This window comes from Winogradskyella haliclonae (genome assembly GCF_014635865.1).
Lineage (GTDB): Bacteria > Bacteroidota > Bacteroidia > Flavobacteriales > Flavobacteriaceae > Winogradskyella > Winogradskyella haliclonae.
Window position 1 is genome coordinate 996,112 of the sequence record NZ_BMDQ01000001.1, and the last position, 16,846, is coordinate 1,012,957.

The 16,846-nt window shown below is 33.4% G+C and carries 11 protein-coding genes; 8 read left to right on the top strand and 3 right to left on the bottom strand.

Annotated features, from left to right (window positions below):
- Window positions 1-13 precede the first annotated feature (13 nt).
- The 4 genes from IEV10_RS04460 to tsaB are packed head-to-tail and all read left to right on the top strand — an operon-like array spanning window position 14 to window position 4,660.
- Window positions 14-1,183, top strand: a complete 1,170-nt coding sequence (locus IEV10_RS04460) for an efflux RND transporter periplasmic adaptor subunit (RefSeq protein ID WP_188373488.1) — start codon at window positions 14-16, stop codon at window positions 1,181-1,183.
- A gap of 49 nt (window positions 1,184-1,232) precedes the next feature.
- The gene (locus tag IEV10_RS04465; RefSeq protein ID WP_188373489.1) at window positions 1,233-2,672 is read left to right on the top strand and encodes a TolC family protein; all 1,440 of its coding nucleotides are present in this window, start codon (window positions 1,233-1,235) and stop codon (window positions 2,670-2,672) included.
- 2 nt (window positions 2,673-2,674) lie between these two features.
- Entirely contained in the window at window positions 2,675-3,982 is a 1,308-nt protein-coding gene (locus tag IEV10_RS04470) for an efflux RND transporter periplasmic adaptor subunit (RefSeq protein ID WP_188373490.1), read from the top strand.
- Window positions 3,983-3,985: 3 nt separating this feature from the next.
- Window positions 3,986-4,660 carry a tRNA (adenosine(37)-N6)-threonylcarbamoyltransferase complex dimerization subunit type 1 TsaB gene (gene tsaB / locus IEV10_RS04475; RefSeq protein WP_188373491.1) on the top strand — a complete coding sequence of 225 codons (675 nt, stop codon included), beginning with the start codon at window positions 3,986-3,988 and terminating at the stop codon, window positions 4,658-4,660.
- On the opposite strand, the gene IEV10_RS04480 is transcribed toward tsaB, so the two are convergent.
- From IEV10_RS04480 to IEV10_RS04490, 3 genes are all read right to left on the bottom strand, one after another.
- Window positions 4,657-5,469 (bottom strand): mechanosensitive ion channel family protein, encoded by an 813-nt coding sequence (locus tag IEV10_RS04480; protein WP_188373492.1) that lies wholly within the window; start codon window positions 5,467-5,469, stop codon window positions 4,657-4,659. The genes tsaB and IEV10_RS04480 overlap by 4 nt on opposite strands.
- 81 nt (window positions 5,470-5,550) lie before the next feature.
- A complete protein-coding gene (locus IEV10_RS04485) occupies window positions 5,551-6,222 on the bottom strand; it encodes a hypothetical protein (protein ID WP_188373493.1) in 672 nt (223 codons plus the stop codon).
- A gap of 177 nt (window positions 6,223-6,399) precedes the next feature.
- A complete protein-coding gene (locus IEV10_RS04490; RefSeq protein ID WP_188373494.1) occupies window positions 6,400-7,302 on the bottom strand; it encodes a NifU family protein in 903 nt (300 codons plus the stop codon).
- 133 nt (window positions 7,303-7,435) lie between these two features.
- Between IEV10_RS04490 and IEV10_RS04495 the strand changes: the two genes are divergently transcribed.
- The 4 genes from IEV10_RS04495 to IEV10_RS04510 all read left to right on the top strand — a co-directional run bounded on the left by IEV10_RS04495 (window position 7,436) and on the right by IEV10_RS04510 (window position 16,843).
- The gene (locus IEV10_RS04495) at window positions 7,436-12,691 is read left to right on the top strand and encodes an FIDD domain-containing protein (protein ID WP_188373495.1); all 5,256 of its coding nucleotides are present in this window, start codon (window positions 7,436-7,438) and stop codon (window positions 12,689-12,691) included.
- A 7-nt stretch (window positions 12,692-12,698) separates the two neighbouring features.
- Complete coding sequence (locus IEV10_RS04500; RefSeq protein WP_188373496.1) at window positions 12,699-13,709, top strand: PorP/SprF family type IX secretion system membrane protein; 1,011 nt, start codon at window positions 12,699-12,701, stop codon at window positions 13,707-13,709.
- Between the two features lie 223 nt (window positions 13,710-13,932).
- Complete coding sequence (locus IEV10_RS04505) at window positions 13,933-16,101, top strand: tetratricopeptide repeat-containing sensor histidine kinase (protein ID WP_188373497.1); 2,169 nt, start codon at window positions 13,933-13,935, stop codon at window positions 16,099-16,101.
- A 7-nt stretch (window positions 16,102-16,108) separates the two neighbouring features.
- Complete coding sequence (locus IEV10_RS04510) at window positions 16,109-16,843, top strand: LytR/AlgR family response regulator transcription factor (RefSeq protein ID WP_188373498.1); 735 nt, start codon at window positions 16,109-16,111, stop codon at window positions 16,841-16,843.
- Window positions 16,844-16,846: the final 3 nt, after the last annotated feature.

Below are 16,846 nucleotides of genomic sequence, written 5' to 3' on the forward strand. Positions count from 1 at the left end.
TTAAGTATAAATCATGAAAAGAACCACCACCGTAATTGTATTAGTCACTATCGTATTAGTGTTTGCTGCAGCACTGTATTACTTATGGGATAAAAACCAAGAAAACCCAATAACCTATACAACTCAAACTGCTTCAAAAGAAACAATTGTTGTAAATACCGTTGCCACTGGCAGTATTGTTCCAGAAGAAGAGGTCTTAATCAAGCCTAACATTTCTGGAGTTATTGAAGAAGTATTTGTTGAAGCAGGAGAGTTTGTAAAACAAGGCGATTTAATCGCAAAGATTAGAGTCATTCCAAATGTATCTTCTCTAACAAGTTCAAAAAATAATATTGCATCTAATAGAAACTCTTTACAGACTGCAGAAATTAATTTTAAAACACAAAAGGCGCTATACGACAGACAAAAGCAGTTATTTGATAAAGGTGTAATTTCTGCAAATGACTTTGATCAAGTTAATAATACTTATTTGCAAGCAAAGCAACGTGTTGATCAGGCAAAAATAGATTTGCAACAGTCTAGACAGAATTATGACATTATAAAAACTGGAACAACTTCTGGTTTAGGAAATATTGCGCAAACACAGGTAAGAGCTACAGTTTCTGGGATGGTTTTAGATGTGCCAGTAAAAGAAGGAAACCAAGTTATAGAAGCTAATAACTTTAATGAAGGGACATCTATTGCTTCTTTAGCTGATGTCACTAAAATGATTTTTGAAGGTAAAGTAGATGAGAGTGAAGTTGGTAAAATAAAAGAAGGATTACCATTAGAAATCACTGTCGGAGCTATAGAAAACGAAAAATTTGACGCAGTATTAGATTATATTGCGCCTAAAGGGGTTGCTGAAAATGGTGCCATTCAATTTGAAATTAAAGGATCACTTAAAAAAATAGATTCAACTACAACATTTATTAGAGCAGGTTTAAGTGCAAACGCATCCATTATTTTAGAAAAAGCAGATAAGGTTTTAGCTATAAAAGAGGCATTGGTACAATATGACCCAGAAACTAAAAAGCCATATGTTGAAGTAGAGGTAGGTGACCAAGAGTTTGAGAGAAAAGCTATTGAATTAGGTATAAGCAATGGTATTTTCGTAGAAGTAAAAAGCGGTATTTCAGAAACGGATAAGATAAAGGTTTGGAATCAATTACAAGGACCACCAGAATATGCAGGAAGAAATTAATTCTGTTTTCTGTAACACATTAACATTTACAAAGACATATAACATAATTATGAAAAAATCAATCATCATTATAGCGGCACTGTTTTTAGGAATTTCCGCAACTGCACAGAAAAAATGGACACTTTCAGAGTGTGTTCAGCATGCCTTAGAAAATAATATTTCTATTAAACAAAGTGAATTAGATCTTGAGGCTACAGATATTGAAGCTTTAACAGCTTTGGGTAATTTTTTACCATCATTTAATGCATCAGCAGGTGTAAGTGAGAACACAGGTCTTAGTTTTAACCCTATTACAAACAATGCTCAAACCACTACATTTTTATCAGCATCTGGTAATGTTAATGTAGGGTATACTGTGTTTAATGGTCTTAGAAATTATAGACAAGCGCAACGTGCAAAAATTTCTAAACTTGCGAGTCAGTATCGTTTGACAAAAATGAAAGATGATATATCACTTCTGGTAGCAAATAGTTATCTAACAGTTTTATTAAACAAAGCCAATCTTGAAGTTTTAAAATCTCAAAACGATGTGACCAAGCAACAAATTAAGCAGACAGAACAACTTGTAGAGGTGGGAACATTACCTCAAGGAGATTTATTAGAGATAAAAGCGACGGATGCCAGCGAGCAACAATCTATCGTTAATGCTGAAAATCAAATAAAAATAGCATTGATAAGTTTAGCCCAAGTATTATTGGTTAAAGATTACGAAAATTTTGATATCGAAGATGAAGGTTATGGCATTGTAAATTCTATTGAAGATAGGTCAGTAGAAGAAATAATTCAGAACGCAAAAGAAAATCGTTCAGAGATTAGAATAGCAGAACAAAATGTAGAATTAGCAAATAAAGATCTTCAGATTGCTCGTGGCGCATATTTACCAACAATCTCGGCTTTCTTTGGTTATAACACACGTTATGCAGATTCTCCAAACTTCACTCAAGTAGTTGATCCTAACAACCCTACAATTACTCAACAAATAGGTGTAGTTCAAGGTACAGGTCAAGCTGTAGTAAGTGATTTTCCTAATACGAGTACCATTGAAGTATCTGCTGATCCTTTTATAGATCAGCTGTACGATAATGATGGGATTAACTACGGATTTAGTCTTAATATTCCAATCTTTAACGGATTTAATACGCGAGCGAGTGTAAAACGTAACAAAATTAATTTAGAGCGTAGCAAATATCAACTTGAACAAGCAGAATTAGATTTAGAATCTAATGTTTATCAAGCATACGTAGATGCTAAAGGCGCACTAAAAGCTTATGAAGCTGCTCAGACAGCATTAGAATCTCAAGAATTAGCTTATGAGTATGCAAAAGCCAGATATGATGAGGGTTTAACCAATGCTTTCGATTTTAGCCAAGCTAAATTGAGATATGATAATTCAAAAATCAACTTAAACAGAGCCAAATACGATTACATTTTTAGACTTAAAGTTTTAGAATTGTTTTTCGGAATACCAGCCACAGAATTAAAATTTTAGACATGAATAAAACATTAAAAATAGTCTTAATAGTTGTTGGAGTATTGCTATTATTTCTTGTAATAGGAAAGTCCACAGGGATGTTTGGAAAAAAAGGAAATTTCAAGCAAGTTTCAACCCAAGAAGTAGAGCTTAAAGAAATTGTAGAAACAGTTTCTGCAACTGGAAAAATTCAACCAGAAGTAGAAGTCAAGATTTCTAGTGAAGTTTCTGGTGAGATATTAGAACTTCCTTTTAAGGAAGGTCAGCAGGTAAAGAAAGGAGACTTATTGGTTAGAGTGAATCCAGATTTAATTCAGTCTGCTTTAAATCGTTCTCAAGCAACATATCAAAATGTAAGAGCTAGTTTGGAGCAAGCAGAGGCTACTTTAAAACAAGCCAAAGCTGATTATGATAGAAATAAAGCATTGTTTGAAAAAGGGGTTATTTCTAGAGCTGATTGGGATAGAGCTATTGCAGCTTATGAAACAGCCGAAGCAGGAAAAAGCTCAGCTTATTATGGTGTGCAAAGTGCAGGAGCATCTGTAAATGAGGCTCGTGATAATTTAAGCAGAACTACTATTTATGCACCAATGAGCGGGACAATCTCTTTGCTTAATGTAGAGTTAGGAGAGCGTGTTGTCGGTACTCAGCAAATGGCAGGTACAGAAATCCTTAGGGTCGCTAACCTTAACAATATGGAGGTTGAAGTCGATGTCAACGAGAATGATATTGTAAAAGTGAATATCGGCGATACGACTATTGTTGAAGTTGATGCGTATTTAAAGAAAGAGTTTAGAGGCATAGTTACAGAAATTGCCAACTCCGCAGCGGGAACTTTAGCCGCTGACCAAGTGACTAATTTTAAAGTTAAAGTTAGAATTATAGAAGAGTCTTATTCTGAATTAACAGAAGGAAAACCAGAAGCGTATTCACCATTTAGGCCAGGTATGACTGCCACTGTTGATGTTATTACTGATAAAAGAGAAAAATCTGTAGCGGTACCTATCAGCGCTATAGTTATAAAAACAGATACAAGCTCAACTAAGAAGCCTTATGGAACTAAAGTTGAATCTGATATAAAATCATCAAAAGAAGAAGAAAAGTTTGAATGCGTTTTTGTAAATGAAAATGGTGTTGCTAAACTCCGTGTGGTAAAAACAGGAATACAAGACGATACTAATATCGAAATTATTTCGGGTCTTAAGGAAGGAGATAAGATTATTACAGGGCCATATAATATGGTGTCCAAAACTTTAAAGCCAGGTGATAAGGTTGAAGATAAAGATAAGAAAGGTCCTTCGGATGATGAAGAGAAAGCTGAAGAATAGCTTATGGCTTTGATATTAAATATAGAAACAAGTACAACCAATTGTTCAGTCTCCTTATCTAAAGATGAGGAGACTTTGGTTTTAAAGGAGGATAATAATGCAGGTTATTCTCATGCCGAAAAACTACACGTATTCATCAAAGATGTTATAGATTCAGTAGGAATATCTAAAAATAGTCTAGATGCCATCGCTATAAGTAAAGGTCCAGGCTCTTATACTGGCTTACGTATTGGTGTTTCTACTGCAAAAGGGCTATGTTTCGCTTTAGATAAGCCATTAATTGCCATATCTACTCTTGAGGCTATGGCGCATCAAGTAGAGGCTTCGGACGGACTTATTATACCAATGCTAGATGCACGACGTATGGAAGTGTATTCTGCGGTTTTTGGATATGATTATAGTTCTAAGAGAGAGATAAAAGCTGAAGTTCTGGATGAAACAAGTTTTAAAACCGAATTAGAAAATGGAACGGTTTATTTCATTGGTAATGCCGTTGAAAAAACAAAGACAATTATCAATAATAATAATGCAGTTTTTGTTAAAGGGAAATTACCTTCTTCTTCTACCATGGGAAAAATAGCGAATCGTAAATACCAAATAAGCGACTTTGAAGATGTCGCTTATTTTGAACCATATTATCTAAAAGATTTTGTGGCAATAAAATCGAAAAAACTCTAAGCCTCTTTTTTTAATTCTACTTGGTGTGGGTATGGTATTTCAATACCAGCCTCATCTAATGCTATTTTAGTGTTCTCTGTAATTCCAAAGTAGACATCCCAATAATCTTCGGTTTTGCACCAAGGCCTTACAGCAAAATTCACAGAACTATCAGCAAGCTCTAATACGTCTACAGTAGGAGCAATAGAATTCAATACTTTTGGATGTGATTTTAGTACTGACATAAATACATCCTTGGCTTTTTTAATGTCTTCATCATAACCAATCCCAAAAACAAGATCAACTCTACGTGTTCCTTCAGTAGTATAGTTTACAATAGTTCCATTAGAGAGGTTTCCGTTAGGCAAAATAATTTCTTTGTTAGATAATCCCGTTAGCTTAGTTGTAAAGATTTCAATTTCTTTTACGACACCTATTTCACCTTGTGCTTCTATCAAATCACCTATTTTAAAAGGTTTAAAAATCATAATAAGTACACCACCAGCAAAATTGCCTAATGACCCTTGAAGTGCCAGACCGATTGCTAAACCTATAGAGGCTAAAATTGCTGCAAAAGATGTAGTGGCTATACCTACTGTCGTCAAAACAATGACAATGAGTATGACCTTAAGTCCCCAACGGATTAAATCGATTAGAAATTTTTGCAAGCTATCATCATAACTACTTTTGGTCATCATCCGTTTCACACCTTTAAGTAAAGCCTTAATAATGAAATTTCCAATAAACCATATGAGGAAGGCTGCAATAAGCTTTGGCCCAATGCTTACTAGTAGGTCATAGCCTTTATCAATCCAATCTTGTGTATTCATATATAATTATGGTTAATTTACATAAAAAGATGGTTATCATTAAAATAACCATCTTTTAAAATTAGTCTTTTAAAACTTGTGTTATAAAGTAGCTAAGAAGCCAGCCAATTTTATCAAGTCTTCCTCTTTCTTAAGAGATATTTTCTTTTCTTTTAAAAAGGATTTTATTTTTTTTGCATTCTTAGGATAAGCCTTTAATAAATCTTTTCTCTTGGTAGGAAAAGGTCTAATCACATTACCCTTTTTAAGGTAAAAATTCGAATCTTCTTTAACAAACTTTGCAGGTTTTTCTTGATCATATGTTGTAACAGCTGGCACTTTATCATAATATTTTACTATTTCCTCTTTGAGTAAGGTGTAAGAAGGGGTTTCATTTACAATATTTAAAAACCCACTTTTGCTAATACCGCTAGGAGAAGAATATTTAAATGTTCTGTAAATATTATTTTTTTGTGTAAATGTTATTTGATAATCTAAATTCTTATCAAGAGCAATTATTTTTGTTCCTAAATTTATTTCCATCTCACCATTATATGCATTGTATCTGCCTGTATATAATGTATTCTCATAACCTTTGATTTTTATCGGTAAAAATTTTTCATTTACGTATGGACTGCCTACAGCATCTAATGGCCTACTAGCTTCGGATGATTTATTTAAGACCTGTTCTGAAAAGTCTAAAGTAACTGTCTGACTATATGTATATGTTGTCAGGGTAATTAAAATTAAGTATGCGAATTTTCTTTTTTTCATCTTTGCTTGTTTTGAGATAGTTAATTTATTACACTAAAATAATACATCAAAAATAGTGCCATATAGCGTTTTAATTTATTTATGTTAAATCTTATTGTCTTTATTTATGAATTGACTAGTGCTTTTAATAATTTTTAGAATAACATAATTAAAATAATACTTTAAAGTTAGCAAAATTTAACCATTTATTGCGGAAACACTTACGTCTTTATCATTAAGCATTTCTTTTAACATATTCTCTATTCCATTTTTGAGAGTAAATCTTGATGATGGACAACCGCTGCATGCACCTTGAAGCAACACCTCTACTTTTTTAGATTGATTATCAAAAGAAATAAACTCAATATTTCCACCGTCACTTGCTACAGCAGGTTTTATATACTCTTCCAATATATTAACGATGTTTTTCGAAGTGTCATCTAAAGTTTCAAACTGTGTTTCTGCTTTTTTTTCTTTAAGGTCTTTTTTCTGTAATATGGGTTGATTTAAAATAGGCTTACCATCTTCAACATAAGTTTTTATAAACTCTCTAAGCTGAACAGTTATGTCTTCCCATTGTGCGACATCATATTTTGTGATTGAGATGTAGTTTTTGTCCATAAAAACGCTTTTAACAAACGGAAATTGAAATAGCTCAGTCGCAATTGGCGATACTTTAGCTTCGTCAATAGAAGAAAACTCACAGATTTGTACAACAAGAACTTTGTTACATACAAACTTTAAAACACTAGGATTTGGTGTGCTCTCTGCATAAACTGTAACTGCATTTTTAGGTTTAGAAGCTTCCTCTTTAATTACTGGAGCATCCGAATTAAGATATACTTTAATTTGCTCGGCAATTTCATCTTGCACATCAGTCCATTCTACAATGTTATAGCGTTCAATGGCTATAAAATTAGAAGCAATATATACCTTTTTTACAAATGGGAAATAAAACAATTGTTGTGCTAATGGTGAGTTTGAAGCTTCATCAATATTATTAAATTCATAGCTAGTATGTTGAGTAATGAAGTGGTTAGCTTCAAACTTAATAATAGCATCATTAGAGGTTGGTTGTATCACAATATCTGTAAGGCTCATGTCTTTTTTTTGCAAAAATAAGAAATAAGAAAACCAAACGTTATCTCTTTAACAGGGTTTACATCGAATTTTAACTTTAGTTGTCGTTAATTTTAATTAAATTTCGTCCCCATTGACATAATAGGGCAAAAAGATGAACAAATTTTACCTTAAATATGTTGTTAAGTATATTGTCTTTACAGCATTACTATTAATTTCTTTAACATCATCAGCACAAGATTTAATTATGCAAGATGGTACGTTTAGCAGATGTGCCCCAGATCGTTTCTTTGATTCTGGTGGCGAGTCAGGTAACTATAGCTCTAATGAAAACTTTACTATTACTATATGTCCGCAAACTGCTGGTGAAGTAGTTATTTTAGATTTCTCAACATTTAGTACGCAAGTAGGTGTAGATATAATGACAATTTATGATGGGGATAGTACCGCATCAACAGTTATTGGTAATTTTTCTGGCACAGTCAGTCCAGGACGTGTAGTATCTTCTGATTCTTCAGGTTGTTTGACTATTAGTTTTTCTACAAATGGTTTTGGAAACACTTTAGGTTGGGAGGCAACTATAGAATGTGCAGAACAGTGCCAAACAATTACAACATCAATAGATAGTACAGTTCCAGCTATTAATATTGTTACTAATCAGATAGAAATATTGCCTACAGAGACAGTCTCTTTTGTTGGTAGCGCATTATTTTCTAATACTGGAGCTAATGCAACATATTTATGGGATTTTGGTACTGGAGGCACGGCTACAACTTTAAACACTTCGCACCAATTTAATACATCTGGGACTTATAATGTTACTTTTACGGTATCGGATGACAATCCATTAGGCTGTTCAGAAACTGTAACAGTTGTAGTTTTTGTAGCAGACTCTATAGTAACAATTAATAATGCAGCTTTTCCTGAATCTTTCTTCTTGCCAAATGAATTAATAGAAAATGTCTTGGTAACTGGAGGTTGTTCTGCTGTGGATAATTTTCAATCACAGGTATTTGGAGGTCCAGCAGATTTAACTACTAAGAGCTATGGGTATTTTACTCGTGGTGGTACAGATTTCCCATTTGAAAGTGGTATTGTTATAGGTTCAGGTTTTGTTTCTACAGGAGGAAATACTATTACAAATGCTGGAGGAGAAACAGGTGCTACTACAGGTACTACAGCTAATGATGTTGATTTAGAGACTGCTTTAGGAATAACAAATACTCAAGATGCTACTTTTATAAAATTCAATTTCACCCCTACTACGGATAATTTAAGCTTTAGATATCTGATGGCTTCTGAAGAATATGACGGCGGTACAGAATGTCAATTTGCTGACGGTTTTGCATTTTTATTAAGAGAAGTAGGTACTACCACATACACTAATCTAGCTGTCCTACCTAACGGAACTCCAGTTAATGTAACAAACATAAATAATTCTGGTGGCTGTGCGGCAAATACGGGTTTTTTTGCAGGTTATAATATCGGAGATACTAATTTTGGTGGTAGAACAGATGTTTTAACAGCTACTGCAACAGTAATACCGAACACTACTTATGAAATAAAGTTGGTAGTTGCAGATCAAGGAGATAATCAATGGGACACTTCTATTTTCATTGAAGCTGGTAGTTTTAATTTGGGAGGAGATTTAGGTGAAGATATTACATTGGCAAATGGTACTGCTCCTTGTGGTGTATTAGAAGATGTTACATTAGATACACAAGCTCCAGACGCCACACATACTTGGTTTTTTAATGGGGTGCCTATTGCTGGTGCAGGAACAGGTTCTACATTAACAGTTACTGAAGCGGGTACTTATAGTGTAGATGTAGAGTTTGCTCCTGGTTGTTCTACATCAGATTCTATAATAGTAGAATTTAGAAATAGTCCAGAACTAATTGCACCTGCGATAGATCTTTCGGGTTGTAGCGCAACAGGTACTGCAGAATTTAACCTCGAGCAGAATACACCTATTGTATTTGGGGCGCAAGATGATACCGAATTTGAAATTACGTATCATACATCTCCAGCTGATCAAGCTTCAGGTAATAATCCTATAACAACCAATATAAATAATTACCCAGCCACCGATGGAGAAATTATCTACATACGTATTGATGATATTGCGACTGGTAATTGTGCTGTTACTGACGACTTTATTCTAAATGTATTTGCTTCTGTTACAGCAGAAGATGTTACGTATCAACTATGTGACAATGCAGATGATGGAGACGACACTAATGGTGAAGTTGAGTTTAATCTACCCACTATAGATATTCAGGTATTAGGTACTCAAGACCCTACACAGTTTACAGTAAGTTACCATATAAGTCCTACAGATGCAGATATGGGACTTAATTCTTTGTCTGCATTATATACGAACACTACTGCTAATATGCAAAACATATATGCAAGAGTTCAAAACAATAATAATATAGATTGTTATAATACGTCTATTATTACATTGCAGGTGGACGAAGTACCAATAGCCAATACAGTTCCAAATCAATTGATTTGTGATGATAATAACGATGGCTTTTGGGATTTTGATTTAAATGCATTACGAGCAACAGTATTAGGAACGCAAGACGCAATGCAGTTTGAGGTGTCTTTTCATTTAGAAGAAATTGAAGCAATTATAAGCTCGACGACAAATCCATTGCCAGACACATTTACGAATCTTGTTGCATATGACGAAGATACGATTTGGGTTAGAATTCAGAATGTAAATAATACAGATTGTTATGTTACTTCAAGTTTTATTATAGATGTATTCGATCAACCAACAGCAACAACTTATACCTATCAGCTATGCGATGATAATGCAGATGGAGATGATACTAACGGATTTGTTGATTTTTCGTTGACACCAGCTGATATAGATAGTTTTATATTAAATGGTCAAGACCCAATGCAGTTTACAGTGACTTATCATTTAAACCAAATAGATGCCGATAATGACCAAGGTGCAATCACAAATATCTATACAGATGATAGGCAAATTATAGCAAGAGTAGAGAATAATGAAAACCCAGATGATTGTTATGAGACTGTAGAAGTCAACTTACAAGTCAATGCATTGCCAGTAATCACTGATATGGTAGAGTTATTACAATGTGATAATGATACAGATGGTATTTCAGACTTTAATTTGACAGAGTCCGAAGTTTTAATTTCTACAAATTTTGCTAATGAAACATTTACGTATCATATGAATGCTACAGATGCAGCAAATGGAGCAAGTGCAATTATAAATCCAACGGTTTATACCAATACTGATTCTTCTTCTAATCCTGATATTTTATTTGTACGAGTAGAGAATGATGATTTTTGTTTTAGAGTAGCCCAATTAGATTTATTTGTATCTGCAACTCAAATACCAGCAAATATTGAAATTTTATATGAAGAGTGTGATGTAGTGGACGGTATAGATGCAGATATTACAAATGGGATTACTACCTTTGACTTTAGCGATGCTGAAGCTCAAATTAGAGCTCAAGCAGCATTACCAGTTGGGCAGAACTTAACATTTACATATTACGAAACTGAAACTGATGCATTGGCTGAAGTTAATGCTATTCCAGATATTTCAAATCATAGGAATGATGCCTCACCTTTTGAGCAAGAGATTTATGTTAGAGTAGATAGCGATGTGGATAACGCCTGTGTTGGTTTAGGAATTCATGTACGTTTGCGTACAATAAATCCAACGCCAAGGACAGATACGGAGTCTGTAGATATTATACGTTGTGACGATGTTACTATTGGTAATTTATCAGAGGAGTTTGATTTAACTCAAAATGAAGCTTTCATTTTTGATGGGATACCAAATTTAACTGCGACGTACTTTTTAGATTTTAATGATGCACTAAATAATGTAACGGCAAACGAAATAACTACTCCTGGCTCATACAATAATTCCAATCCAACAGAAACGATTTATGTAAGAGTATTAGATACAAGTACAGGTTGTTTTGCTATAGTAGATTTTGATATTACAGTAAATCCATTACCAGTAATTACGGCTAATATATCCCCAATAGAAGAGTGCGAAAATAATACTGATGGATTTTTTACATTTAACCTTACTCAAAGACGTGATGAGATTTTAAATGGTCAAGACCCTACATTGTTCAATGTTACCTATCATACCACTCAATTGGGTGCAGATAACTCGGATTTAACAGAGATTCCTGACCCAAGCGCATTTGTAAATACAGTTATGGATTCGCAAGAGATATTTTATGCTATTACTAACATATCAACTCCAAATGATGTGTTATGCTCTAATACAGGGTCGTTCTTTGTAGAAGTATTAGAAGGCGCACAAGCAAATAGCGATGGCGAGCCATTAGACTTTGAATTATGCGATGATAATATTATAGGTGATGGCGTGGCTCAATTTGATTTTAGTTTGATTCGGGATGAAGTTTTAGATGGGCAAGACCCAGCGGATTATACAATAACGTATCATCTTAGTGAAAATGCTGCGATTAATTATAACCCACTTACAGACACTGATCAATTGCCAAATCTATATGAAAACATTATGGGCATGAACCCACAAACAGTTTGGGTAAGAGTAAGTAATAATATATCTCCAAATATTTGTTTTGATGTAGAACCAGTAACTTTAATAGTAAACCCACTACCAATTTTTGACCTAGACGATGAATATATTTTGTGTTTGTCTAGTAATAATGAAGCGGTAGTCGATGTTCCATTAGTTCTTGATACGGGATTATCTGATGCAAATCATAGTTTTGAGTGGAGTCTCGATGGTAATTTATTACCGGGGCAGACAAGTTCTAGTCTTACACCTACACAAGGCGGTATATATGAAGTAGTAGTTACAGACATTTCAACATCTACTATAACAATGTGTGCTTTTTCTGACGCTACAGAAGTTATAGAAAGTGGCATACCAGATACTTTTGATGTAGAAGTTACCTCGCAAGCCTTTACAGGGAATAATATGATTATTGCAACAGCAACCGGGAATAGCACCTATGAATATAGCCTAGATAATGGACCATGGGAATTAGTTGGCGAATTCGAAGACGTTAATGGTGGTAATCATGTTGTAGCAGCGAGAGATATATTGGGTTGTGGTATTGTATACAGAAATGTGACAGTTATTGATTTTCCTAAGTTTTTCACGCCAAATGGAGATGGTAATAATGATACTTGGAATATAGAAGGAATAGTAACACAACCTAGTGCAAAAATTTATATATTTGACCGTTATGGAAAGCTCTTAAAACAGTTAAGTCCTACAAATCCAGGATGGGATGGTACCTATCAAGGCAATAATATGCCATCGGATGATTATTGGTTTAGATTAGAGTACATAGAACCTACAAACAATGAAATGCGAACATTTAGTTCTCACTTCTCATTAAAACGATAAAATACATATGAGATTAAAAAATATTTGTTTAGTTGCCTTAATAGGAATGATGTCATTTCTTAGTTATTCTCAAGAAGGTATGCCAGTATATTCAGATTATTTAACAGATAACTACTATTTAATACATCCATCTATGGCAGGTGTTGCTAATTGTGCCAAGGTAAGATTAACTGCCAGACAACAATGGTTTGGAGTGGATGATGCACCTAGTTTACAAACTTTAAGTGCACATAGTAGATTGGGTGATGGTCCTTCGGCAATCGGTGCTATTGTATATAATGACGAGAATGGATTTCATTCTAATACAGGTGCATATGTAACTTATGCCCATCACTTATTATTATCTCGTAACGAAGTAGACTTAAATATGATATCTTTTGGCTTGAGTGCTGGATTTATTCAGTATAAGTTAGATGAAACTAGTTTTTTAGCACCAGGAGAGTTTGATCAGCTTATTGCAGGTATTGAGCAAAGTGCAACAAACTTTAATGTGGATGTAGGAATGTCTTATCATTTTTTGGATTTTTATGCGCATGCCACAGCAAAAAATATTTTGAATAATGAAGGTATCAATTTTAATGAACAAGGATTTTCTTTTAATAACCTAAGAACGTATTTACTTTCTGTTGGTAATGTATTCCAAAAGTATGGTAGCGATTGGAGTTTTGAGCCATCTTTGATGTACATGTACAGAGATGCAACAGAAGAGTCTTCAATTGATGTTAATATAAAAGCCTACAGAGAAGTAGATTTTGGTAAAGTTTGGGGTGGTTTGTCTTACAGACGTAGTTTAGATGGTGCGCAATTTCTTGAAGGAAACACTGTGAGTAGTCAAAAGCTTCAATATTTTACACCTTTTATAGGTGTTGATTATAACCAATTTACATTTGCTTATACGTATTCTTACCAAGCAAATACGATTAATTTCAATACAGGAGGTTTCCACCAGATAACACTAGGCTATAACTTTAATTGTAGACGTGAAAAATACGATTGTAATTGTCCTGCAATTAACTAAAACAAAAATGTCTCGATAGTAAAATACCGAGGCATTTTTGTTTACTGTTTTTCTTTTTTTAGAATAAAGGCAAAATACTTGAGTTTACTAGACGAATGAGTGAAAACCTCTTTTGAGTTAGTTAAGTAGTAGTTTCATTCATTTTAGTAAGCTAATCTACTAGAAGTTCATTTTTTATAATCAATTAAACTCACTAAGTTTATTGAAAATTAATACCTAAAAGGTGTACTCTAATATTAAAATTTCAGTATTATTCTTCTTGCTAAACCTAGTTGTGGTTTTTGGCTATGCTCAAAATGAGCCGATAGCTCTGGGGAATGATTATTTTACAGTTAGAGGTTCTGTGCGAGAAAAATACTCATACGAACCTATCCCAAAAGCTGCTATTCAGGTAAATAGTGGAGCTTATATTACAACTGGATACGATGGAAATTTTAAGATTAAAGTTAAAGTTGGCGATCAAGTCATTATAAGTCATGAGGATTTTCAAACGGTTTATCATACGATTAAAAGCAATGACCGTCTTTTAATTGAAGTGTTTCCTCAAGACCCAAAACCCACTCAAAAAGAACGACGCAAAAAAACAATTCAAGCCTTTAATCAATTAATAGACTCGGCAGACACCTATCTGAAAAATGATGCGGAGCGAAGTATTCAATTTATTGCCGATGCTTTAGATAAGAGTGTATCGCAATCTCAGAATGCTGAAGCATACCAAACTCTAGGAGATTTATATATGTATTGGGAACAATACGATTTGTCTGTTACTAACTATAAAATAGCTTTACAGAATCAAGATAAAAGTGAAACCAAACTCAAGTTAGCAAATGCCTACACAGCTAATAAAAATTACGAAAAAGGGATAAGTACCTATAAGAGTATAAAAGAAAATGAGCTAAGCAACTATCAAAAAATAGAGTTATATGAAGGTTTGGGAGATGTTTATTTAAAAACAAAAGATATCACTAAGGCAATTGATTCTTACGAAAAGAGCTTAGATTTTGCGACTACTTATGCTATTGGTCCCAAAATCACAGATTTAAATTCCAAAATTGCTCAAGCTTACAATGCAGCTGGTAATACGCAAAAAGCAAAAACCTTATTTAATAGTTCCTTAAATCTTGCTGAACAAGAAAGTAAAAAACGTTCTGTTGAAGAAAAGGTAACTGTAGCTGAGTTTAATAATGAAAACAGAAATTATGATGATGAGATTTCCTTGAGAAAAGAAGTGGTAGAAGATGTAAAAACTATTGAAGTAGATTCTATAGTCTCTAATGATAGTCCAATAACGCCTCAAAAACAAAACTACAAAATTGGTAATGCATTAATATTACAAAAGAAGTATGATGAAGCTATTCCGTATTTGGATGAAAGTATTGTCGAAGCTGATAAAAGAGGAGACTTAGAAGTAAAGAAAGATGCGCAAAGGCGCAAAGTTGATGTGTTAGAACAGTTGGGAGAATATGATAAAGCCAAAATTGAGTTTGAAGCATTTATGGCATCTGTTGATAAATTGTATTTAAAAAAACAACAAGAAATATCTCAATCTGCTCGGAGATCCCGCAACCTTGCTGAAAACCAATTAAGGATTAAAAGTCTAGAGAATGATAGGGAATTGAGTAGAAGTCGATATGAACTAACAACAGAAAGAAATAGAACACAAAGTATTATTATTTACTCTCTTATCGGTGGACTTGTATTGTTACTTATCGCAGCATATTTTACTTATAAGTATATCAAAGGGCAACGACTAGCAAATAATATGTTAGCGCTTAAGTCTTTAAGGAGCCAAATGAATCCTCATTTTATTTTTAATGCGCTCAATTCTGTTAATAGTTTTATTGCAGTAAATGATGAACGGACAGCAAATAAGTATCTGTCAGACTTTTCATTTTTAATGCGTGCAGTTTTAGAGAATAGCGAAGAAGACTTTATTCCACTTAAAAAAGAAATAGAATTACTCGAATTATATACCAAATTAGAACACTTTAGATTTAAAGAAAAATTTGATTATACTATAGATATTAATAATTCAATAGATGTGGATGATTTTGAAATCCCGCCAATGTTATTACAACCATATATAGAAAATGCGGTATGGCATGGGCTACGCTATAAAAAAGAAAAAGGGATGCTTAAAATTGAAATTAAACCAATATCCAAAGATGAAATTTCAATTTCTATAACAGATGATGGAGTGGGTCGTGAACGCTCAAAAATCTTAAAAACAGATCATCAAAAGAAGCATAATTCTAAAGGGTTGAGTAATATTAAAAAGCGAATTCAGATACTCAATGATATGTATAAAGATAAAGTAGATGTATCTATTGAGGATTATCAAAACACGGAAGATACTGGAACTAGAGTAGAGGTAACCTTAAAAAAAGATTGATTGTGTTATGAAGTTAAGTGCTATTATCGTCGAAGACGAAAAAACAAGTAGAGATATTTTAAAGAATTATTTAGCAAAGTATTGCCCAAATATTTCAGTTTTAGGTGAAGCTGAAAATGTAGATGAAGCTCTAGTATTAATTAGGAATAATGATTTAGATGTGGTTTTTTTAGATGTGGAAATGCCATATGGCAACGCATTTGACTTATTAGATAAGGTTGGAGATATCGATTTTCAAACCATATTTGTTACTGCATATAATCATTATGCAATAGATGCATTAAATGCACATGCGTCTTACTATTTAATGAAGCCTATCTCTATTGATGACTTGATTAAGGCTGTTGATTATGTTACTGAAATTAGGTCAAAAGAAGATGCATTACAAGATCAAGTTTTAGTACCTAAAACCAATAGCGTTGACGGAAAGATTACTATACCACAGCAAAATGGTTTTGAAGTTTTAGAAACCAATAACATTCTGTATTGCAAAGCTGACGATAATTACACAGAGATTTTCTTAAAGAATAACAAAAAGAAGCTGGTAAGTAAAACTTTAAAATATATAGAGGAAGCTTTATCTGCAGCAAATTTTGCGAGAGTACATAAAAGTTATTTGGTTAACGTAGATGAAATTGTAAAATATCTCAAGGGTAAAGGCGGAAGTATTGTATTGAGCAACGGTAAAGAAATCATGGTTTCAGCTTCAAAAAAATCTGATTTGTTATCGTACTTTAAATAAATT

Bases quoted from the DNA above. Each gene is read 5' to 3' on its own strand.
- IEV10_RS04460 (WP_188373488.1), top strand. From the start codon at position 14: ATGAAAAGAACCACCACCGTAATTGTATTAGTCACTATCGTATTAGTG.
- IEV10_RS04465 (WP_188373489.1), top strand. From the start codon at position 1,233: ATGAAAAAATCAATCATCATTATAGCGGCACTGTTTTTAGGAATTTCC.
- IEV10_RS04470 (WP_188373490.1), top strand. From the start codon at position 2,675: ATGAATAAAACATTAAAAATAGTCTTAATAGTTGTTGGAGTATTGCTA.
- tsaB (WP_188373491.1), top strand. From the start codon at position 3,986: ATGGCTTTGATATTAAATATAGAAACAAGTACAACCAATTGTTCAGTC.
- IEV10_RS04480 (WP_188373492.1), bottom strand. From the start codon at position 5,469: ATGAATACACAAGATTGGATTGATAAAGGCTATGACCTACTAGTAAGC.
- IEV10_RS04485 (WP_188373493.1), bottom strand. From the start codon at position 6,222: ATGAAAAAAAGAAAATTCGCATACTTAATTTTAATTACCCTGACAACA.
- IEV10_RS04490 (WP_188373494.1), bottom strand. From the start codon at position 7,302: ATGAGCCTTACAGATATTGTGATACAACCAACCTCTAATGATGCTATT.
- IEV10_RS04495 (WP_188373495.1), top strand. From the start codon at position 7,436: ATGAACAAATTTTACCTTAAATATGTTGTTAAGTATATTGTCTTTACA.
- IEV10_RS04500 (WP_188373496.1), top strand. From the start codon at position 12,699: ATGAGATTAAAAAATATTTGTTTAGTTGCCTTAATAGGAATGATGTCA.
- IEV10_RS04510 (WP_188373498.1), top strand. From the start codon at position 16,109: ATGAAGTTAAGTGCTATTATCGTCGAAGACGAAAAAACAAGTAGAGAT.